We start from the raw sequence: 22173 nt of genomic DNA on the forward strand, positions 1-22173 counted from the left end.
AAAAGCTGGCTAGGATTCTGAATATTTGACTAGGTTGCAAATAAAAATATGGTATTTAACATCCAGAAAATCTACTCAATAATTTTGATCTGTCCATCCAAATGATTAAGTGCTCATACGTAATTATGGTGAATTAACTTGAACGAAGCGATTGATTTATCTCCAATTTTTTAAAGATAACCTTTTAAAATTAGTAGTATAGATTATATAACAGTAGTTTCTTTAAATATTGCGTCCTTTTTCGAAAGTATTTTTAATAAAAAATCATATCCGAGTTTAAATTTTGAAGCGCTTATTGAGATTATGAAAGAGGGTGTTGAACCGCTATTCAACAAGAATTCGTATGCTTAATAAGGTATTTTTCTAAAAATCAATGAATTAAATAAAGACGATATGAATGCAGAAGTCTTCGGATAACAAGCCAGAAATATTCTAATCTGCTTTAAAAAAATGACAATTGAAATCTTGTATAAGTCTTCTTTTAGAAGTGTAAAAGGGTATTGTCGGCTAAAAAAATACCGTTATATTGAACTCATGGTAGGTCGTAAAACCAATAAGACGCTACCGATAAGTTGGACGGATCAATGACAGTTAGTTGAGTTTGATGTTTATCACCAGACAATAAATCTAGCACTAGCCATCCAACACAGAGCTCGCAGAAATGCGAGCTTTTTTAATGTCTGCGCAATTCATTAAGTGTAATATTTTTTTCTTATAATCCATCCAGATAAAAAAGTTTACATTGCCAAATTCGCTAACATCTTGAAGATTAATCGCTTGGCTAATTATGGTATAAAAAACTGCAAATTGGATAATGAGAGAGGAAGGAAAAATGTCAAAGATGATTGATATCAAGGTGAAAGATCAATTTAGCCAAGTGACTGAAGCGAAAGCGATGCTGCGTTCCTTTGCAGAGCACAACATTCATCATGCAGCTGAGTTGGTCAAAAAAATTGAACACATCGTGGTGGATGGTGAAACGATTCTGCCGAGTATTGAGTTGTTGTTTGAAAGCCAACAATCTTCAAATATTTATCGCGTTATCGAATAATTTAATCAGTGAACTTCAGATAGGTAGAAAAAAATTGAACTTATTTATCCGAAATCACCGATTCAGCAGATAAAAAACTCACCATTTAGGTGAGTTTTTTATACTTTGGTGTTTGCTAGCTTGGATACTACTGTATGCAGCTATAATCAGCTTCTGATTCAATATCTAAGAGAAGACAACGTGATAATAGGCTTTAATTGGCCGAAGAAATATCCCATAACAATAAAAAAGCTCGCTGGAGTGAGCAAATATTTAAATCTGTTTAAGCTGCACATTCACATCATATTTTTCAAAATCTTTTAGAATCTGCACTAAAGTTTGCTGTGCGATTGTATGCTCAGGGCTTAAAGAAATTTCCTGACGAGTCGTGCTGTCAAAACATTCAATGGCCTGGATCAGCCAATGATGCTCAATGGGACTTTTTTGAATCAACACACGGCGCGGTTGCAAGCTGTCACTGATCTGGCGGGGAAGTACATAGGTGATCGCCAGTTGCACAAATTGCAGTTCTTCAACCGGACTTAAAAAGGTAATTACCCAATTGCCAACTTTACTCAGTTGCATGGGATTATCGAACGCATCGAATTCTAAATAATGTGACATATACATGATTAAATCGGATATCTATGCTCACTATATGGCGGGATTATAATTCTTTTTCTATCACGCTTAAGTCGGATATTTCGAGCTTTAAATTTTGCTTAAATATAAATATATCAAATAACCAATTAGTTATCTTGAATAATTAAAGCTGCCTCATTGTTAAACTCACTTATTTAAGAGTTTAAAAGACTAAGATGTTCTTATTCAGGCGCTTCATTTTACTGCAATTGATCTAAAGCAAAATTGATCTGCTTCAGAATGTGATTCAATTCTTGGGGAGCAATACGGCTTTCCTGAAGGGACGTGATCCATTGCATTTGGCACAGTTTTAAACTGCGCGTATCCGGCGCCTGTAAAATCTGATGAATTTGCTGCTTGGCCATCAAGCCACAATATTTTTGTAAGCTTTCCATCATCATATATTTAAGGTCTTCAAAAGACATAGGTTGCAGTTCAGGCAGCTTTTTTGCATGGCTTGAATCCGTTTCAGCAGATGGAATGTCCTGCGCTACTTTAATGGATTCCATCTCAGGATGGAGTTCTTTTGTCGCAGAAGCTGCTGCTATCGATGAGTCCAACGATCGGTGAATCTCGGAGTGTGCCAGGTCAACTTTTGTATCTGTTCTTGCATCAGCCTGCTTTTGACTGATGGCTACCTCGCCCGTTTCAGCTGGAATAATTAAATCCATGGCATAAAGCTGATCTAAGAGTTCGGCAGGAGCAAGCTGTTGTTTTAAGCCATCATTTAATAAGTTGAAATCTTGGCTGCCGATCAGAACCAGTAAGCGGCGTTGGCGTGCGGTCAGTGGGATGGAGCGATCCTGTAGCACCTCGATCCCACGTTGAGTTTTATAAAAATGCATCATAGCTGAATAGATTGTTGCTAAAATTCAGCTAGAGCATAGTCTGTGAAAATTACATTAATATGAAGTATTTATTAAAATACTGAGGTTTATTTTGATAAGACCTATAATGTCGTGATCGCCGTATTTTCAAGGGCCTTACGTAAATAAGGATCCAGTTCATCCTGACGCAATAGCCATTGCACATAGTCAGTAGGAAGTTCGGCGATGGCAGTACCGCGATGTTTGCCAAAATTAATCGTACGTGGAATTCGGGCATCTTCAGAAGCCTCGAATAATTCCTGCATGCTGTTGATTTTTAAATGATGCACAATATGCATCAAAATATTGGCAGTTAAAATAATATCCATATCGGCACGATGCGCTTTACGGATCATTTCACGCGCTCTTTCGCTGCCTTTGGTGATCATATAAATCAGTGCAGAAATATTGTGTGCTTCTGCATCTGGCCAGACCTGACGTGCTAAAGCCAGTGTACAAATCGCCTTGATTTTTGAAGTATCTACACCACATTTTTCGATGGCACGGACGTCATAATCAATATTATGGCCGATCATATAGACGGTTTCATCAGGCAGGCGAAAGGTAGTGTAATGCGGCTCACCTTCCAGATCCGATTCCAGAATATGATGCACGGCCATGGCAGCAAAAGAAATGGCTTCGTCACATGAATAAAGCTGATCAAACAGGCGGCTTTTATCCAGACTGATTTTATGCTCTACAATTTCGACAGGCGCATAAGCAATTTCGATGGGTTGACCATTTAAAGTATGCGTTTCGGTATCAAGAATAATGGCCTGCATGTCGGAAATGTGCCTGAAAAGAGAGGAGAGTAAAATCTAACATTATTATTTTGCAACTGACAATTGAATTGCTTTATTTCTGTATTAATTGCAGGCTTTTTAACGTATGACGACTATTTGTATAGTTCTGAAAAGGGGAAATTCTCTATTTTTAAGTTTGCTGATTTCATAATAAATATAAACTGACGCGAATTTAATAGAAAAAAATAACGCATTCTTTTCTTGATATTATTTAGATAAATTGGGAAATTACATGTAGTTTTATCGTTTGTTAAAGATAAAACCAGAGAAACTCATTAGAGATGATAATAAATAAGATAAGGATAAGATCGATGAAACGTCAAGTATTGACCTGTACTCTTCTCACATTAAGTGTAGCCTTAACTGCTTGTAACGATGATAGTGATAATGATCGTTTTTACGAGTCCAAACCTGCCATTCCAGTAAATAATATCGATAATCCAGTCGTGGCAACACCTGTAGCCTATACTCAAACGGATTTCTCCGGGATCGCTGACGAAAGTGTGATCATGACTTATAAGATGTTAGGAATTAATGGTAAGGAAACACAAGCTACTGCATTAGTTTTCACACCCGAGGGAACGCCTCCAGCTCAAGGCTGGCCAATTGTGGCATGGGCACACGGTACAACTGGGGTTGCTGATCAGTGCGCACCGAGTCGAAAAGCACTAAATGATTATATCAAAGCCATGATTGGCGGGTTTCTCCAAGCTGGCTATATTGTAGTGGCACCTGACTATGAAGGTTTAGGAGAGCCGAGTGGAAAAGAATTTCATCCTTTCTTGAATCTGAAAAGTGAAGCTTATTCTATTACTGATGCAGTCGTGGCTGCACGAAATTATTTAGGTTCACAAGCGTCTAGTCAATGGATGGCTGTTGGACATTCTCAAGGTGGTCAAGCGGCTTTAGGTGCTGCACAATATGCAGCACGGGCTGCTCAAATGACTTATAAGGGGACAGTAGCTCTAGCACCTGCTTCTAATTTTAGCCTGATTTTGTCAGGTGGTGAGGCCCAAGCTGGACAAGAAACCAATCTGGGTAAAAAGATTGAAACTTTGGCATCTTTAGATACGTTCACAGCATTGATTACTGCCGGTTTACGTAATCCAAACCCAAATCTGCAATATAGCCAGATTTTTAAAACACCGACTGACCAGATCGCGAAAAATGCTGAAACTGATTGCTATGATGTACTGGGTAATAAATTTGGTGCTGCAATGGGACAGTATGCTCAAAATAACGGGACTTTAGAAGGATACCCGCGTACTCAGGCCAACTTCATGAGTATTCCGGCGGTGAAAAATTTCCTGGAAAAAGATTCTCAGCCTTTACTTGTTAAAGTGTCTACGCCAGTGATTATTTATCAGGGTTCAGCCGATCGCACCGTGCCAAAAGCAGCAACAGATGTTATGGTGGCAGTTGCCAATCAGAAACAAACTTCAGTACGTTATATTACGGATGAGTCAAATGCGACTAAATGGGATCATGGTAGTGTCTATGCACTGAATATTCCTAGTATTATTTCAGATGTAAAATCTCTAATGCCAATTCAATAACTTATTTTTATCTGAATGGCTCATGTTTTTTAGATATGAGCCATTTTTATTGCAAACTGAATAAAGTTCATGATCGAAAATTTAAAACTTCATGCTACAATACGCGCCAATCTTAGCACGGCTTAAAAGCCCTAAATCAATAGGACCTCGCTAATGTTTGCCAATATCTCTATCGCTGAATTTGATCCAGAATTAGCTCAAGCAATCTCGAATGAAGATGCTCGCCAAGAAGCTCATATTGAGCTAATCGCTTCTGAAAACTACTGCTCACCAGCAGTTATGGAAGCTCAAGGTTCAAAACTTACTAACAAATATGCGGAAGGCTACCCAGGTAAACGCTACTATGGCGGTTGCGAGTATGTAGACGTTATCGAACAATTGGCGATTGACCGTGCTAAAGAACTCTTTGGTGCTGATTATGCTAACGTTCAGCCACATGCTGGTTCACAAGCAAACTCAGCAGTTTACTTAGCGCTTCTTAACCCGGGCGATACAGTTCTGGGTATGAGCCTTGCTCACGGTGGTCACTTGACGCACGGTGCAAAAGTAAGTTTCTCTGGTAAAACATATAATGCGATTCAGTACGGTTTAAACCCTGAAACTGGCGAGATCGATTACGAAGAAGTTGAGCGTTTGGCGCTTGAGCACAAGCCACGCATGATCGTTGCTGGTTTCTCTGCATACAGCCAAATCGTTGACTGGCAGCGTTTCCGTGACATCGCGGACAAAGTTGGCGCTTACCTATTTGTTGATATGGCTCACGTTGCAGGTCTGGTTGCCGCTGGCGTTTACCCAAGCCCGGTGCAAATCGCTGACGTTACTACGACTACGACTCACAAAACACTTCGTGGTCCACGTTCAGGTCTGATCCTTGCGAAAGCAAACGAAGAAATCGAGAAGAAACTTCAATCGGCTGTATTCCCAGGCAACCAGGGTGGTCCTTTGGTTCACGCGATTGCTGCGAAAGCAATCTGCTTCAAAGAAGCAATGGCACCTGAATATAAAGCGTATCAACAACAAGTCGTTGTTAATGCGAAAGCAATGGCTGAAGTATTAATCGCTCGTGGTTATGACGTAGTTTCTGGTGGTACTGAAAACCACTTGTTCTTGTTGTCTTTAATCAAACAAGACATTACAGGTAAAGAAGCTGATGCTTGGTTAGGTGCTGCTCACATTACTGTGAACAAAAACTCTGTACCAAACGATCCACGTTCTCCGTTCGTGACTTCAGGTATCCGTATCGGTACACCTGCAGTAACAACGCGTGGTTTTGGCGAAGCTGAAGTACGTGAACTTGCAGGCTGGATCGCTGATATCCTAGATGCTAAAGGCGATGAAGCTGTTATCAACGCGGTGAAAGAGAAAGTTGCAGCGGTATGTGCTAAATTCCCAGTTTATGCATAATCGCTTATAAACGGAAAGGAGCTCCCAACCGGGAGCTTTTTTTATAGCTGTAAAAATAACGATGTAAAAGATGTTTAGACTTGATCGGGCTTATATAGATCAATTTCCATGCCGTAAGAGATTGAGTCATCAATAAAATCATATTGAGTTTTTCTCAATCTGGCTTAAAGTCTTTTATCAACTATTTGTATTTTTAAATGCTTTAAAAGAATGAATGCATTCGTTGCATGCTTTGCTTGAAATTATTTACAGGAATTATTTTCAGAACCTGACACTTTAAAAATAATAGGTTATTGAGCTGAAGATCATGGTAGATGAAGCGCTTGAGTGAATCCCATGTTACTGTAAGGTGGTGCTGATATAAGCGCCGTGAATGACATCATTCTTTTTATTTAAACGTTATATGGATCGGTATCATTTGAATATGGGTAAATCCTGTATTTAAAAATGCTGCTGGCGGTTGATTGATTAATTTTTCATTTATGCATTAAACAAGGTAATAAGGATGACTAAACCCAACATTATTTTATCTGAGCAAGATTTACATCGTCTGGAAACGATGCTGGAGAATCAGAGCAAGCTGAGTGAAACCATGATCCGCTTAGAGGATGAATTGGCACGTGCCGAAGTGGTCGAGCCGCAAGCGATCGCAAGCAATATCGTGACCATGCATTCCCGTGTGTTGCTGACCATTGCACCTTCTACGGAAGCTGTTGAGGTGACACTGGTTTACCCACACGAATTTAAAGGTGAAAAGGGGCAGGTCAATGTGGTCGCACCAATAGGTGCAGCCATTTTGGGCTTAGCGGAAGGTCAAACCATTGAATGGCCACAACCGGATGGTAATACCATGAAAGTAACCATTGAAAAAGTGCTGTTTCAGCCGGAGAGCGAAGGGGATTATCTTTAAGCCAGCGTTGGATCATCCTTGAAAGCCATAGCAATATGGCTTTTTTTGTATATGGATTTTAAGTAAAACCTGATGTTGTAAGCATTTAGATCAGATTGAATACATTTTAAAGTTCTAAATGCTTAAAGTTAAATAATTCTCAAAATGCAATGTAGTCATTTATCTCTGCAATTGAATCGTATTGCCAAAATCATAATTAAAATAAAGATAAAACATGGATTTAGTTAAAGTGATGTAACGAATTTCTGGATAAATATACACAACGCGGTCTGTTTTTTTGCTACATTCGAAGATGTTCTAGACTTCTTTGTTTCACTTTTTTAAAGGATATCGCCTCAACCATGTCGCGCTTTGAAGCTCTACCTGCCTTGACTGACATGATGCTTGATCGTGAGGAAATTCTGGCGATTAAGCGTAATGAGCTTGTGCCTGTACTGGATAATCAATATGGGCTGAATCATTATGCAGATGCTCTGATTCAGGCACAGTCCGTTCTACTGAATGGTGTAGATCCGCACTTGACCCAACAGTTAAGCCAGACCATTGAGCAATTGATTCATGCCTTGGCAGAATCTAAAAAATATCTGAAAAAACGTAAATTTAATGCTCTACAGAAATGGCTGGGCATCGATCTGGATTATGGCTCAAGTCAGATGGAATATTATCAACGGCTGGACCGTTTGCTGGATCAGGCCGATCACTTAAGCCGTAAATTGCAGATTGAAATTCAGAAATCGCAGTCACGTTTTCAGCAGCTTTTGGGGTTGCGCGAACAGATGGCCAAGCACATTGTCGCAGCAGACGAGTTTCTGTCTGAATATCCGCTATTCGTCAAAAACCAGCATCCCTTGGATAATTTTTCAGAACGCCTCTCCAAGAAAATTAATACCTTACGTACCTTGCAAAGCAGTAATGACATCGCCATTACCCAGATGCAGCTTTCGCAGCAGCTTTCCTTTAGCCTGCTGGATCGCTTTAAGGAAGCACAGCAGGTCTTGATTCCGGCCTGGCAATATCATGTCAAACAAAGCCAGACGAAACACTCGACAAGTGATCTGGAAAAACTTGATAATAGCCGTGAGAGTCTAATTAAAACGTTAAAAAAATCCCTCGAGAAACCCTCGAAAACATAACAATATAAGGTGAACTATGACCAAGTCTGATTTAGTAAATTTACCTGTTGAAAGCTCGAATGAACTGGTCGAACAAAAATTCCAGCAAATGGACCTGAAAGAACTGGGCTTACAGCCTGCTGACTTTCAGGAGGTGCTGGCTGCACGTAAAGAGTTGCAGAACATGAGTCATAACAGCGTGGCTGAATATGGCAAAAATATTGCGACCAAAACTTCGACCTATACCGATGAATTACTGAATCTGGTGCAAAATAGAGATCTGGATGCGACAGGACAAAAACTGAATCAGGTGATACAGGTGGCTCAGCAGCTAAATACCAGCAGTATTCTCAATAAAAAGAAAAGTTCGGGTTTTTTTGGCAATATCATTAGCAAATTCAAAGGTGCGAAAGATAACTTTGATGCGCATTTCAATACCACTAAAGAGCAGCTAGATGTACTGGTGAAAGAGATTGAAACCTCGCAATCCGGTTTGAAAGCACGTGTTGATACCCTGGATAAAATGTTTGACGGGGTACAGGATGAATATAAACAGCTCGGGGTACATATCGCCGCAGGACGTTTACGCGAACAGGAGCTGCAACAGGAAATTTCCGCTTTAACCGCCTTGCCGCAAGATCAGAGCACCACCCAGAAAATTTATGACCTGAACCATCTGGCCAATAATCTGGAAAAACGTGTCAGTGATTTACAGGTACTGCAGCAATCTGCGATGCAGACCTTGCCAATGATCCGGATTATCCAGTCGAATAACCTGATGCTGGTTGACAAGTTCTATGCGATCAAAAACATTACTTTACCGGCGTGGAAAAATCAGATCAGTCTGGCGATTTCGTTGAATGAACAGAAGAACAGTGTACAGCTGGCCAATACTATTGATGATGCCACCAATGAGCTGCTACGCCGTAATGCTGACCTGTTACATCAGAACTCGGTCGATACGGCTAAAGCCAACCAGCGTTCGGTGATTGACATCGAAACGCTTGAACATGTGCAAAACACCCTCATTAAAACTGTAAACGATGTGATTCAGATTCAGAAAGAAGGTGTACAAAAACGCACAGAAGCAACCGTGCGTTTAAAAGCTCTGCAGGATAATCTGAATCATTTGGTGATTGAATCAAGTACCAGTGGATCCAAGCCCAACTAAATCAGGTAGGGCCAAAATCTGAAAGAAGGAGTAGAGATTGCCGCCCTTAGATGAATATGCCGTTAAGCCTCAGGACATCAAGCAGGGGGTAGTTGCACTCAAGAAACGTCAACGCAATTTGATGCTATTGGGTTTGACTACCTCTACTATATTTATAGCTTCAATCATTAGCCTGTTTTTCCAGCAGGAACTGGTCTATGGTTTTTTTGGCCTGAGTACTCAAGTACAGCAATTGCATTTACCGGTCAGTGTAGACGCCACACTGGCGAGCATTGGTGATAGTCCAGATTATTTTTTTAGTTTGCTGAGCTGGTTTGGCTGGCTGATTATTAAAATTTTTGCCTCTTTCATCGGTGCATTTTTTGTCATTGGCTTACTGAAAAAGTTGCGTTTCTTTTATGTGCGCTTTCAGTCTTTTGTGCTGAAATTTGTCGCCTGGCTGATTGCTTTTATCGTGATTTGGTCAGGATTGACTTACTGGCAGCATGATCTACGTAATGATCGGGATGATGCTTATCAGCAAGTGGTGTATTACGACAGCAATATCAATGACAGTGAAATTGCCCGTTATCTGGCCGATTCAGAGATTGCTGCACCAGTAAAGTCTTATTTACTGGCGCAAACGGCATTGCTGCATAAGCCGCAGGATTTATCTGCCGCAAAACCCTATGTTTTAAACTTGGTTGAGGCAGAAAAACAGGATCCTAAATTTGAACAATATGGTTTCAAGCCTGAACAAATCTGGACCATGCAGCAACAGGTCTATGGTCAAGCCATGACACCAGTCGCCAAGAGTGTAAATACGCAGGTACAACAGGCGGATCAGTTAAGTCAGATCACGAATCTGGTCATTATTGGTGTCGCTATTTTATCGGCGCTACTCAGCTTAATCTTGTTTTTCTTGGCCAACTCAATCAAGGGTCGTTCCCTGCGTATCGAACAGCGGATTCATTAATTTCCCATAATGCTCCTGAATAGGAGCATTTTTTGATGAAATTTCAACGCTATTTTTAAGATAACCTATTCAACTTGCTTAACACAGTTCAAAAATTTAAATAAGGCAGTAAAAAAACTAGGTTTAGTTTAATAATCTAAAATATCGATCAATAAAATAAAAACAAACTGTTTTACCTATTTATGCAATTCATTTAATATCCTGTTATCAAATAAACATTTACTCCTTTGGAGACGTTAGCAATGTTAGACCAAAATACTTCAGCTCAACTTAAAACCCTATTAGAACGCCTGGAAGGCCCGATTGAACTGGTCGCGACTTTGGATGGCTCTGACAAATCAGCCAAAATCCAGGAACTGGTGTCCGAAGTAGCTGCACTGTCTGACCTGGTGACTGCACGCTTTGACGGAATCAATGCACGTGCGCCAAGTTTCGGGATTGCAAAAGCTGGTGAGGAGCCACGCGTGTTCTTTGCAGGTTTGCCGATGGGTCATGAGTTTACCTCGCTGATCCTGGCATTGTTGCAAACCTCAGGTTATGCACCGAAAGTCTCTGATGAAGTTCTGGCGAATATCAAGAGCCTAGGTGTTCAATCTAATTTCGATGTATTTGTATCCTTAAGCTGCCATAACTGTCCGGATGTGGTTCAGGCACTCAACCTGATTGCCATTTATAACCCGGGCACTACTGCCACCATGATTGATGGGGCCTTCTTCCAGGAAGAAGTCGAAGAACGCAAAATCATGGCGGTGCCGATGGTATTCCAGGACAACCAGCATATCGGTCAGGGTCGTATGACACTGGAAGAAATCATTGCCAAGCTGGATAGCAATGCCGCTGCCAAAGATGCGGAAAAGCTGAATGCCAAAGACGCCTTTGATGTTCTGGTGATTGGTGGTGGACCTGCGGGGAATACTTCAGCCATCTATGCAGCGCGTAAAGGCATTAAAACCGGGATCGTGGCGGAGCGCATGGGCGGTCAGGTCATGGACACCATGGATATTGAAAACTTCACGTCAGTACAAAAAACCCAAGGTCCTAAATTTGCAGCGGAAATGGAAGCCCACGTGCGTGAATACGGGGTCGACATCATGAACCTGCAACGCGTGTCTGATATCAAAGGGGCAGACGAAACGGCCAATGGTCTGGTGGAAGTGACTTTAGAGAATGGTGCCAAACTGGAATCTAAAACCGTGATTCTGTCGACCGGCGCACGCTGGAGAGAGATGAACGTTCCAGGTGAGCAGGAATACAAAACTCGTGGTGTGGCCTACTGTCCGCACTGTGATGGCCCACTGTTTAAGGGTAAACGTGTCGCCGTGATTGGCGGTGGTAACTCGGGGGTGGAAGCTGCGATCGACCTGGCAGGGATTGTAGAGCATGTAACTTTGGTGGAATTTGATACCAAATTGCGTGCGGATCAGGTGCTGCAAGACAAACTGAACAGCTTGCCGAACACCACCGTGATCAAGAATGCCTTGTCGACTGAAGTGCTGGGTGACGGTTCACAGGTGACGGGTCTGAAATACAAAGACCGTGCCACAGATGAAGAGCATACAGTAGAACTTGCAGGGATCTTCGTGCAGATCGGTTTGTTGCCAAATACGGACTTCCTGAAAGAAACGGCTGTTGAATTAACTAACCGTGGCGAGATTGTGATTAACGACCGCAACGAAACCAATGTCAAAGGTGTGTTTGCGGCAGGTGACTGTACCACAGTGCCTTACAAGCAGATCATCATTGCGACCGGTGAAGGTGCCAAGGCGTCACTGTCTGCTTTTGATTACATCATCCGTTCAGGACAATAAAAAAATAGCACCTGGGTTCCCCAAAACCGAGGTGCTATATCTTATAAATACATTATTATCGCTTTATAGGAACTCAGGACGCTAACACCCGAGTTCCTTTTTTTATATTTATTATTGGAACAGCCAAAAGTGTCCCCACGCACTTTCAGCTGTTCCTTTCCTCTGCACAGTTTTTGTTTTCAACCCTTATTTTTATACTTTCCCCAAGGTTGTTTTTATATAAAGCAATGTTTATTCCATCGCTTCATTTTTAAGATTTAAATAAGTTCAAACCCTTAAATTTTTCCAGTAATTGTTCTTGTGTTTCCCCATACTCCGGATGTGGAACAATGCATTCAATCGGACAGACATCTACACAGGTCTGATGCTCATAAAAACCGACGCATTCTGTACAACGGTTCACATCAATTTCATAAACTTTCGCACCCTCATAAATCGCGTCATTTGGGCATTCCGGTAAACACATATCGCAATTGATGCATTTGTCGGTAATTAGTAGTGCCATATTTAACTCGCTTGATAAGCCAGTGAAGATGCCGAAATATCCATAGTCGAGCTTGGCAGATTACGGATGAGCAGGGCATATTGCATATCAACATCTGCCGGAACTGGAATCTCAACGATATGACCTGAACCTTTGGCGTCTTCGATCAGATTACCTTTTTTGTCTTTCATTTCGGTTAAATTGAAAGTGATATTGCCTTTAGTCGTCATCAGTTCGAGTGAGTCACCGACGATAAAACGGTTTTTCACATCGATCTTGATGTAATCTCCATTGCGCTCCAGTACTTCACCACAGAAAATTTGATGATCAAAACTGGAAGAACCATGTTCATAATTCTGATATTCACTATGCACATGGCGGCGTAGAAAACCTTCGGTATAACCACGATTCGCTAAGCCTTCCAATTGTGTCATCAGTGACGGATCAAAAGGTTTACCCGCAAGCGCATCATCAATCGCTTTACGGTAAATTTGAGCAGTACGGGCGCAATAGAAATAAGACTTGGTACGGCCTTCGATTTTCAGTGAATGCACACCCACTTTAGTTAAGCGCTCTACATGCTGGACTGCACGCAGATCTTTCGAGTTCATAAAATAAGTGCCGTGTTCATCTTCTTCTGCGGCAAACATATCTTCATCATTCCGCTGCAATAACACAGGCTCATCAAACTGATGTTGTTCTTGCATGTGTTGTTCGTCGGCATCTTTGGAGCAGCAGCCTGAATCCAGATTTTTCACTGGAATCACATCACCGGTTTCATCTTCCTTAGCATCCAGCACTTTATATTCCCAGCGGCAGGCATTGGTGCAGGCACCCTGATTGGCATCACGTTTGTTCATATAGCCTGACAGCATGCAACGGCCAGAATAGGCCATGCACAGTGCACCATGAACAAAGACTTCAATCTCCATATCGGGCACTTGCTGTTTGATTTCTGCAATTTCTTCAATCGACAGTTCACGTGACAGAATCACGCGGGTCAGGCCCATATTTTTCCAGAATTTCACGGTTGCCCAGTTCACGGCATTGGCCTGAACAGACAAGTGAATATCCATCTCTGGAAAATGTTCACGCACCAGCATGATCAGACCTGGATCGGACATGATCAACGCATCTGGCTGCATCGCCACTACAGGCGCTAAATCACGAATAAAATTTTTCAGCTTGGAGTTATGCGGCTGGATATTGACCACCACATAGAACTTTTTGCCGAGTTCATGTGCTTCTTTAATGCCAATGGCGAGATTGTCATGGTCAAATTCATTATTACGAACCCGCAGGCTATAGCGTGGCTGGCCAGCATAGACTGCATCTGCACCATAAGCAAAAGCATAGCGCATATTTTTGAGTGAGCCAGCTGGTGAGAGAAGTTCGGTAACGGTGGTAATGCTCATGATCAAATCGAAAGACATATAAAAAGTACGGCTTTATTCTAATCATCTGGAATTTGGATTCAACCTAGTAAATCACTCGGAAATACGCGATTTGGATGTAAAACAAGGTTTTATTTTAAGTAGGGAATCCTCCATAAAATGTCTTCAATACTCAATCATTTTCAGGATTTTCAAGCGTTTTTAAAATCTGGCAATGATCAATAGTGGTTGGGGTGTTGCAACTTTCTCTCAGTGTGATCAGTTGCCGTTCAAATATTTGTAATTCTTTAATTTTATTTGAAATATCTAAAAGATGCTGATCAATCAATTGGTTTACGGCACAGCATTCCTGATCCGGATTTTGTTCAAGTTGAATCAGGGTTTCAATCTCTTTTAATGACATGTCTAAGGCACGGCAACGCTTGATAAAAAGCAGTCTTTTTAATGCGTCTTCACCATAATAACGATACTGATTACTTGCTCGAAAATTCGGCTGAATAAAGCCTTTTTTCTCATAAAAACGTAAGGTATCGGTGCTTAGACCAGTTTTTTTGGCCATTTCTGAAATCAAATAAACTGACATATCGCCCTCATGCTTGACCTTGGAGTTAGTCCATAGTTTCTAATCAATTTATCGTATTTTAGATAAAAAATCATCGGGGGAGTTATATGGCCTGTAGTTGTAGTCCTGAACCGGCACCCATCAAGCCCAACAGCAAATTTAGAACAGCGCTATGGATTGCCTTGTTAGTGAACTTCACTTTATTTGTAGTGGAGTTGATCGGTGGTGCATATGCACATTCATCAGCCTTATGGGCAGACGCGCTAGATTTCTTTGGTGATGCCGTCAATTACGGGATTTCTTTGGCTGTACTCGGTGCAAGTCTGTATTGGCGGGCAACAGTCGCTTTGGTGAAGGGAATGACCATGGCGTTGTTTGGTCTGGTGGTTATTGGCAAAGTGATTTACGCCTATCTGCAAGGCATTCCACCTGAAGCATTGACAATGGGCCTGATTGGCGTCCTGGCCTTGGTGGCGAATGTATTTACAGCAGCAATTCTTTATGCTTTTCGTGAAGGTGATTCCAATATGCGGTCGGTCTGGCTCTGTAGTCGTAATGATGCAATTGGCAACTTTGCGGTCATTTTGGCAGCCGTAGGCGTATTTGGTACAGGTAGTCTTTGGCCAGATATTATTGTGGCTGTGATTATCGCAACACTTGGCATCACATCAGGTTATCAAGTGATTAAGCAGTCTCTGGAAGAAAGATCACTTAAACATAAATCCAGCTAATTTTTATATTTAAAGCTGTCCTGCAGGGCAGCTTTTTATTTATTTCCATTTTTATAATATTTGAAAAATAAAGCTTTACAAATAAACAAATTAAATTAGAATCTCTGGCGAAATTCAGAAAATATACATAAATTTTAATAATTTAGTTTTTTGCATCGTGCGAGGGTTAATGTGAATTTAATTAAAATTTTTTCAATATTGGTAATATCGGGGCTAGCCGCTTGTAGTTCCAAAGTCGTGACTTATGATGCAACAGGAAAAATCATCGGTTCATGTATGGCGACGCGTGGCCTACTTTCGACCGCAAGTGCACATTGTAGTGGTTCAGGCGATGCCTTAGGTGTGAATTACAATACGCCAGATGCGAATACAGGCCTGTTACCAACGCCACCAAGCCAAAATCAGATTAATTTAAAACCGTAAATAATAAAGGGGAATATCATGAAATTATCAGCACTTATTGCACTTGTAGCGACTGTTGTATTGACGGGCTGTGCATCGTCAGTAACTACATTTGACTCTCATGGCCGTATGATTGGTTCATGTAAAGCGCAAACGGGTTTCATCATTGCAGGTGGCGCAGGCTGTTCAGGTTCTGCAAACCAGGAAGGTCGCGATCGTTAATTATTTAGTGATGGTTCCAATAAAAAACCGGACTTAAAAGTCCGGTTTTTTATTTTAGAAAATCTTATTTTTCTACGAATGCACGTTCAATCACGTAGTCACCTAGAACGCCCATTTTTGGAGATTCTTTCAGACCGTGTTGGTCAAGAAGCGCAGCAACGTCATCTAGGAATGCAGGGCTACCACATAACATGGCACGGTCAGTTTCCGGGTTGAAACGTGGCAGACCGATTTTTTCAAACAGTTCGCCGGTTTCAATCGCAGTCGTAACACGACCTTGGTTTGGATATTCTTCACGGGTTACGGTTGGGTAATATACCAATTTTTCTTTCGCGCCGAGTTCAGAGAAGAATTCATGATTTGGCACTTCATTCAGGATCAAATCTTGATAAGCCAGTTCTGAAATGAAACGGGTACCGTGAACTACGATAATCTTTTCAAAACGCTCGTAAGTTTCAGGATCGCGAATAGTCGACAGGAACGGTGCAAGACCAGTACCAGAAGAAAGCAGGTAAAGATTTTTACCTGGATTCAAGTCATCAAGTACCAATGTACCTGTTGGCTTTTTAGAAACCAAAATGTCATCGCCGACTTTTACTTTCTGTAAAATCGAAGTCAGTGGACCATCAGGCACTTTAATTGAGAAAAATTCTAACTCTTCTTCGTAGTTGGCGCTTGCAATTGAATATGCGCGCATTAACGGCTTGCCATTGACTTCAAGGCCGATCATTACAAACTGACCGTTTTTAAAACGCAAAGCAGTGTCACGAGTCGTTTTAAAAGAGAATAAAGTATCATTCCAGTGGTGGACGTGAGTAATCTTTTCGACGTTAAAAGCAGCCATTAAAGGTCTCAATAAATTATCAAATTAGAACAGCTTGCTATTCTAATCTAAATTCATTCTCGATAAACTGAATATATTTAATTGAGCTTATCAAAAAAAGTGATGATGACTGAACTTGCGCTGCCGATTATTGGTTATATGCGCTCTCCCTATAAAGAAAAATTCGGTATTCCTCGTCAGCCGAATCTGGTTCAGGTCGAAAGCTATATTGAAATGGTCGGGCCCTATAATGATCTGCTCGCCTTTGAGGGGATTGAAGAATTCAGTCATCTTTGGCTGGTCTGGCAATTTCATGACAATAAAAACCAGCACAACAGCCAGTTTCGTCCACAAGTGCGTCCACCGCGTTTGGGCGGTAACAAGAAAATAGGCGTGTTTGCCACGCGCAGCATGTATCGTCCATCACCGCTTGGTTTATCTGTGGTCAAATTCAAGGAAGTGAGAAAGGTCGGCAAACATGTTCGAGTGTATGTAACAGGGAGTGACTTGCTCGATGGCACGCCAATTGTCGATATCAAACCTTATATTCAATATTCGGATGCTATCATTGAAGCACAAAGCGGTTATGCGCAGGATGAACCGCAACGTAAGACCGTCATCTGGAGCGATGAAGCGGAGCAGCAAAAGCAGCAATTACTAGGAAATGGAAAAATTTCTGTGCAAACAGTTCAGGAACTGGAAGCGGTTTTATCTCTAGATCCAAGACCGGCTTATCAGGAAGATGAAGAACGGGTGTATGGGATGAGGTTTGCTGATTTAGATATGAAATTTAAAGTAAATACGCAATATATTCAGATTGTCGAGATTTAAAATTTTGAGGGGAGAAATTTCCTCCCCCCAAAAAATAATCCTAGTTGAATTACATTACACGGTATTTATCAATCTCTTTACTCGCAGTGGGGTTAAATACAGTACATTCTGTTTTTATTGTTTTGATAATAAGTTCCTGTTCCAAAATTTCTTCTGGAGTACCAGAGTTATTGGCTTTTAGTTTATTTAATGTTGCTTGTTCAAGTTCGATTTCTTTATTTAATGTGTAAGAAGTTCCAGCTTTATAATACTCACCCTGACGGTATTTGTTGTTGATGAAAGCTATAGCATTCGTATAGTCATTTTCATAACTTTTGGTTGAAATATAGGTTTTATAACCACCAAAAGTGGAAGTAGTATAATTTTCGCTAAAATTATCAGGGTCAAATGTATCTGAACTATCTAATGGATGTTTGTACATTAGGATATGATCTTTTGTAGATGACAGGCTGATACCACGTAAACATTGTGAACCGCTTGGAAATTTCTTGTCTTTAAGTTTAGAAAGATAGAGTTGTCCGAAGCTACCATAATAATTTAGCTTAGGTTCGGAAGAGACCAGATACGTATATGTATCTATGTATTCAGCCAATGGTTTGCCAGATAGATCGACTAACTCATATTTTTCAGTTAATTGAAGGCCTGTATGCCCAATTTTAGAGGATGGAATATAGGTTTTTTCAGTTGGAGTGTTTTTTAAAAGTGATCCAATTTTGTAGCCTAATTGAGGGTCTTTATTTAATTCTAATTCGTAGAAACCTTCATCAGTTAAATAGTCGTTAAGGAGATAAGATTCATTTGGATCAAAATTTTCTGTATTGTTTGAATCGCTCAAATAGTCTACACGTAGATATTGTGTATTTCCTTTAGCAGTGAAAGTTATTTTATTAAATAGATTTTCTGAATCATCAGCATAGGAGAGTTCATAGGCAGACCATTCAGAATCATTTATTGTAGTATTTCCTGTTCCTGTTCCTGTTCCTGTTCCTGTTCCTGTTCCTGTTCCTGTTCCTGTTCCTGTTCCATTGTCTGTGCTAGAAGATGAACCCCCGCCACATGCACTTAACATGAATGCACTAAAAATTGCGAATGATAAAGCCTTAAATTTCATAAATACCCTATAAAAATTATATTAATTCAATTGTTTTTTAAAAGTAAAGCCAGCCCATTATAGCTATAAAATATTGAAATAAAACCTAGTAAAAATATAAAAATTAATTAGTTAGAAATATTTAATAATTAAAAGACCATCCACCACAAAACCCCAATCAACACTGCCATATGCAAAATCTGCACAGGTGCAAAATAAAGGGCAAACTTCCAGCTACCGGTCAAAGCGGCATTGGCTGACTTGGCCAAGGCATGAGCACCCAGACCTAAAAGCAGGGCATAAATCAAACGTAGATTGGAGGGATCGCCTTGAACGACGACACTGGCCATCGCGGCATGAATCTCGAATAAAGAGGCGAGCAAGGTCCCGGCCAGTAAGCCGGCATCCCCGAGCCAGACCTCCAGTCCGTAAACTCCAGCCTGAATCAATGTTAATGTGACTGCAATAATCACAGCTTCTTTTAAGCTGAACATCTGGCTGTCTGACGATTCCATGCTCGGCGCAGGTTTTGCCTTGCGCAATAATAAAAATGCACAGGCTGCCAGAAGGATTACGGCAACTAAAGAGGGCAAGAGCAGGATTTTAAGCCAGCTCCAGGATACGCCCCCGATCACAATCAATAGCAACACAATAGTCGAGATACAGGACATCAGCGCGGCACCGGCATTCGATCGTGCATCCATTTCACCTTTACGGACCTGTAAGCCCAACTGAGCGATGGTCGCCGTACTGGAAACAAAACCGGAAGCGATGGAGGACAGCATCAGGGCATTTTTAGTCGAGAAAAAGCGTTTCGCAATATGAGCCAGAGCTTGTACCACTAAAATTAAGGTCAGTAATTTGAGAATAAGATAAGGATTAAGCACTTCGCCCCAAAAAGGCCGGTCAGGGGTAAGCGGCAGACCAATCAAAATCAAGGCCAGTAATAATAGTCCATCCCTGAATTCGGCTTCTTTAATCCATTTTCCGGCAATATTGTGCATGGTATGTTTGGCCATCAAAATACCGGTTAAGAGCACAGAAAGACCGGCTGCCAGAGGAATATTCCATAAACACATGGCGCCAATAAAATAGGTCATCACAAATGCAAGCTCTGTGGTAATGCCCGGGTCATCTGGCTGATTTTTTATGGATAAAATGACCATGCCACCCACGATCAAAGCACCTATTACAGCAATCACGATTCCAAACAGGAAACACAGTGCGCCCAATAAAGCACAGATCGCAAAGGAACGTAAGCCGGCAAAACTCGGTTGCTGCTCACGTTGTTTATGCCGTTCCCGCTCCAGACCAATCAATAGGCCGCAGCCCAATGCCGAGGTGAGTATCGTGAGCAGTTCATGAAAAGAATGCGCATGCAGGGGAACCGCAGTCAAATCCATCTGTGACCTCAGCAAGCTAAGAGTTGATTATTTAAAAATATATGTGATGAGATCAGGTTTGCATAGATCAAAAATGTTGCAGTAGTGATCAAATCCATTCTTTACTTTCTTTTTGAGATTGAAATAGAAACGTACATTCGATAGGTCGGGAGCATGCGAAAAACTGCAAAAACTTGTTATAGTGGAGGCAAGTTTGGGGACTGATAATAATGAAATTTGACTTTGAAATTGATACGGCATGGTGTCTAGACCAACTCTTTAAAGACGGTAAAATCAGTGAACGCGACCGGATGCTGGTACAAACCACTCATCGGCAACGTGAACACCTAAAATGGCACCCTTTACAGTGGATTGCTAATTTTAATCTGGTCGATCAGTCCCATCCTCAAACAACACTGACTCTGAACCGTTTATGTCAGTGGCTGGCAGAAAAAACCGGATTGATGTTCTATATCATTGATCCGCTTAAAGCTGATGTACAGGCATTGACCCATGTCATGTCGCAGGAATATGCACTGCGCAACCATATTTTGGCAGTGGAAATACAGGCAGACAAAGTTCTGATCGCTACGGATCAGCCTTATAAAACCGAATGGGTGTCGAATCTCGAACAGAATATTTCCCCGAAGAAAATACAACGGGTATTACTGAATCCGGAACAGCTACAACGTTATATTACTGAATATTATCAGGTCAGTCGTGCAGTCAGTGGTTCACAAAAATCTTCCGCCTATGACCGGGAAAATAAGGGCGTCGAAGCCTTGCTACAGCTGGGTGACTCACAGAATCCGGATGCCAATGACCAGCATATTGTCAAACTGGTAGACTGGGTGTTGCAATTTGCCTTTGAGCAGGGCGCCAGTGATATTCACATGGAACCGCGTAAAGATACGGGTAAGATTCGTTTCCGGATTGATGGCGTACTGCATACGATTTACAACATGCCCGCCAATACATTGACCGCCGTCATTTCCCGGATCAAGATTCTGGGCCGGATGAACGTCGCGGAAAAACGTAAACCACAGGATGGCCGCCTGAAAACCCGTACACCAAAAGGACAGGAAACCGAATTGCGTTTGTCGACCTTGCCAACGGCATTCGGTGAAAAACTGGTGATGCGTATTTTCGATCCGGAAGTGCTGGTGAGAAGCTTCCAGCAACTCGGTTTTGAAGGTCATCTGCTCAACGACTGGAACAATCTGACCAGTCACAGTCACGGCATTATTCTGGTGACCGGTCCGACTGGTTCCGGTAAAACTACTACGCTTTATTCAACCTTAAAACAGCTGGCGACTGAACAGGTCAACGTCTGTACCATTGAAGATCCGATCGAGATGCTGGAACCCAGCTTTAACCAGATGCAGGTCAATAATGGTATCGATCTTGGTTTTGCTGACGGCGTGCGTGCATTGATGCGTCAGGACCCGGACATTATCATGGTCGGGGAGATCCGTGATCAGGACACTGCCAATATGGCGATTCAGGCCGCATTGACCGGTCACCTGGTTCTCTCAACTTTACATACCAACGATGCGCCGTCGAGTCTGACCCGTCTGCATGATCTGGGCGTACAGCCATTTTTGACAGCAGCAACCATCTTGGGTGTTCTGGCTCAACGTCTGGTACGTAAGCTGTGTCCGCACTGCAAACAGGAAAGCTTCCTGAATGAACAGGAATGGCAGCATCTAGCTACGGATTATCCTTTGCCGCGACCGGAATTTGTTTTTAAGGCGGTGGGCTGCGAAGAATGCCGGCATACCGGCTATAAAGGCCGTATCGGGATTTATGAGTTTATGCCATTGAGTCTGACCACCAAACAGCTGATTGGTGCCGATGCCAACCTGAACCAGCTGCGTCAGCAGGCTAAAAAAGAAGGGGTAGAGCCGCTCAGAATTGCCGGGGCACGCAAGATTCTGGAAGGTGTGACCACGCTTGAAGAAGTCCTGAGAGTTGTGCCCTTAAATTAATTTTGAA

At 41.7% G+C, this 22173-nt stretch carries 22 protein-coding genes; 13 read left to right on the forward strand and 9 right to left on the reverse strand.

Annotated features, from left to right (window positions below):
- The first annotated feature begins 832 nt into the window (after positions 1–832).
- Positions 833–1051, forward strand: a complete 219-nt coding sequence (locus tag NI455_RS00280) for a hypothetical protein (RefSeq protein ID WP_004645598.1) — start codon at positions 833–835, stop codon at positions 1049–1051.
- Positions 1052–1303: 252 nt separating this feature from the next.
- On the opposite strand, the gene NI455_RS00285 is transcribed toward NI455_RS00280, so the two are convergent.
- The 3 genes from NI455_RS00285 to NI455_RS00295 form a co-directional block, all read right to left on the reverse strand.
- Complete coding sequence (locus tag NI455_RS00285; protein ID WP_164543105.1) at positions 1304–1654, reverse strand: hypothetical protein; 351 nt, start codon at positions 1652–1654, stop codon at positions 1304–1306.
- 218 nt (positions 1655–1872) lie between these two features.
- Positions 1873–2520, reverse strand: a complete 648-nt coding sequence (locus tag NI455_RS00290) for a hypothetical protein (protein WP_180038767.1) — start codon at positions 2518–2520, stop codon at positions 1873–1875.
- 101 nt (positions 2521–2621) lie between these two features.
- Complete coding sequence (locus NI455_RS00295) at positions 2622–3320, reverse strand: DUF3820 family protein (RefSeq protein ID WP_253111902.1); 699 nt, start codon at positions 3318–3320, stop codon at positions 2622–2624.
- A gap of 332 nt (positions 3321–3652) precedes the next feature.
- Between NI455_RS00295 and NI455_RS00300 the strand changes: the two genes are divergently transcribed.
- The 7 genes from NI455_RS00300 (at position 3653) to ahpF (ending at position 12257) form a co-directional block, all read left to right on the forward strand.
- Positions 3653–4897 (forward strand): alpha/beta hydrolase, encoded by a 1245-nt coding sequence (locus NI455_RS00300; protein ID WP_253111904.1) that lies wholly within the window; start codon positions 3653–3655, stop codon positions 4895–4897.
- Positions 4898–5050: 153 nt separating this feature from the next.
- Positions 5051–6301 (forward strand): serine hydroxymethyltransferase, encoded by a 1251-nt coding sequence (gene glyA / locus NI455_RS00305; RefSeq protein ID WP_005103619.1) that lies wholly within the window; start codon positions 5051–5053, stop codon positions 6299–6301.
- 505 nt (positions 6302–6806) lie between these two features.
- Positions 6807–7211, forward strand: a complete 405-nt coding sequence (gene rnk, locus NI455_RS00310; RefSeq protein ID WP_253111906.1) for a nucleoside diphosphate kinase regulator — start codon at positions 6807–6809, stop codon at positions 7209–7211.
- Positions 7212–7552: 341 nt separating this feature from the next.
- Entirely contained in the window at positions 7553–8344 is a 792-nt protein-coding gene (locus NI455_RS00315) for a tellurium resistance protein (RefSeq protein WP_253111908.1), read from the forward strand.
- Positions 8345–8360: 16 nt separating this feature from the next.
- Positions 8361–9494 (forward strand): toxic anion resistance protein, encoded by a 1134-nt coding sequence (locus tag NI455_RS00320; RefSeq protein ID WP_253111909.1) that lies wholly within the window; start codon positions 8361–8363, stop codon positions 9492–9494.
- Between the two features lie 37 nt (positions 9495–9531).
- On the forward strand, positions 9532–10449 hold the full coding sequence (locus tag NI455_RS00325; RefSeq protein ID WP_253111911.1) for a hypothetical protein: 918 nt from the start codon (positions 9532–9534) through the stop codon (positions 10447–10449).
- 242 nt (positions 10450–10691) lie between these two features.
- The gene (gene ahpF, locus NI455_RS00330) at positions 10692–12257 is read left to right on the forward strand and encodes an alkyl hydroperoxide reductase subunit F (protein WP_253111913.1); all 1566 of its coding nucleotides are present in this window, start codon (positions 10692–10694) and stop codon (positions 12255–12257) included.
- Between the two features lie 250 nt (positions 12258–12507).
- Here the strand turns inward: ahpF and NI455_RS00335 are convergent, their stop codons facing one another.
- From NI455_RS00335 to NI455_RS00345, 3 genes are all read right to left on the reverse strand, one after another.
- Positions 12508–12762, reverse strand: a complete 255-nt coding sequence (locus tag NI455_RS00335) for a YfhL family 4Fe-4S dicluster ferredoxin (RefSeq protein WP_071851677.1) — start codon at positions 12760–12762, stop codon at positions 12508–12510.
- Between the two features lie 2 nt (positions 12763–12764).
- Positions 12765–14174, reverse strand: a complete 1410-nt coding sequence (trhP, locus tag NI455_RS00340) for a prephenate-dependent tRNA uridine(34) hydroxylase TrhP (protein ID WP_004645587.1) — start codon at positions 14172–14174, stop codon at positions 12765–12767.
- Between the two features lie 133 nt (positions 14175–14307).
- Positions 14308–14718 (reverse strand): Cd(II)/Pb(II)-responsive transcriptional regulator, encoded by a 411-nt coding sequence (locus NI455_RS00345; protein WP_253111915.1) that lies wholly within the window; start codon positions 14716–14718, stop codon positions 14308–14310.
- An 86-nt stretch (positions 14719–14804) separates the two neighbouring features.
- Here NI455_RS00345 and NI455_RS00350 point away from each other — a divergent pair, with 86 nt between their 5' ends.
- From NI455_RS00350 to NI455_RS00360, 3 genes are all read left to right on the forward strand, one after another.
- Positions 14805–15428 (forward strand): cation efflux transmembrane domain-containing protein, encoded by a 624-nt coding sequence (locus NI455_RS00350; RefSeq protein ID WP_071851681.1) that lies wholly within the window; start codon positions 14805–14807, stop codon positions 15426–15428.
- Positions 15429–15599: 171 nt separating this feature from the next.
- Positions 15600–15851 carry a hypothetical protein gene (locus tag NI455_RS00355; RefSeq protein ID WP_354269226.1) on the forward strand — a complete coding sequence of 84 codons (252 nt, stop codon included), beginning with the start codon at positions 15600–15602 and terminating at the stop codon, positions 15849–15851.
- Between the two features lie 18 nt (positions 15852–15869).
- The gene (locus NI455_RS00360; protein ID WP_004279008.1) at positions 15870–16052 is read left to right on the forward strand and encodes a YgdI/YgdR family lipoprotein; all 183 of its coding nucleotides are present in this window, start codon (positions 15870–15872) and stop codon (positions 16050–16052) included.
- A 64-nt stretch (positions 16053–16116) separates the two neighbouring features.
- On the opposite strand, the gene NI455_RS00365 is transcribed toward NI455_RS00360, so the two are convergent.
- Entirely contained in the window at positions 16117–16896 is a 780-nt protein-coding gene (locus NI455_RS00365) for a ferredoxin--NADP reductase (RefSeq protein WP_004279005.1), read from the reverse strand.
- Positions 16897–17001: 105 nt separating this feature from the next.
- On the opposite strand from NI455_RS00365, the gene tsaA reads away from it, so the two are divergent.
- Positions 17002–17706 (forward strand): tRNA (N6-threonylcarbamoyladenosine(37)-N6)-methyltransferase TrmO, encoded by a 705-nt coding sequence (tsaA, locus tag NI455_RS00370; protein ID WP_253112040.1) that lies wholly within the window; start codon positions 17002–17004, stop codon positions 17704–17706.
- Between the two features lie 49 nt (positions 17707–17755).
- On the opposite strand, the gene NI455_RS00375 is transcribed toward tsaA, so the two are convergent.
- Together NI455_RS00375 and NI455_RS00380 are read right to left on the reverse strand one after the other, a co-directional pair.
- Positions 17756–18817 carry a hypothetical protein gene (locus tag NI455_RS00375; RefSeq protein ID WP_253111919.1) on the reverse strand — a complete coding sequence of 354 codons (1062 nt, stop codon included), beginning with the start codon at positions 18815–18817 and terminating at the stop codon, positions 17756–17758.
- A 128-nt stretch (positions 18818–18945) separates the two neighbouring features.
- Complete coding sequence (locus tag NI455_RS00380; RefSeq protein ID WP_253111920.1) at positions 18946–20199, reverse strand: MgtC/SapB family protein; 1254 nt, start codon at positions 20197–20199, stop codon at positions 18946–18948.
- 209 nt (positions 20200–20408) lie between these two features.
- On the opposite strand from NI455_RS00380, the gene tfpB reads away from it, so the two are divergent.
- Positions 20409–22166 (forward strand): type IV pilus assembly ATPase TfpB, encoded by a 1758-nt coding sequence (gene tfpB / locus NI455_RS00385; RefSeq protein WP_253111922.1) that lies wholly within the window; start codon positions 20409–20411, stop codon positions 22164–22166.
- Positions 22167–22173: the final 7 nt, after the last annotated feature.

Source organism: Acinetobacter lwoffii (genome assembly GCF_024129435.1).
Lineage (GTDB): Bacteria > Pseudomonadota > Gammaproteobacteria > Pseudomonadales > Moraxellaceae > Acinetobacter > Acinetobacter lwoffii_F.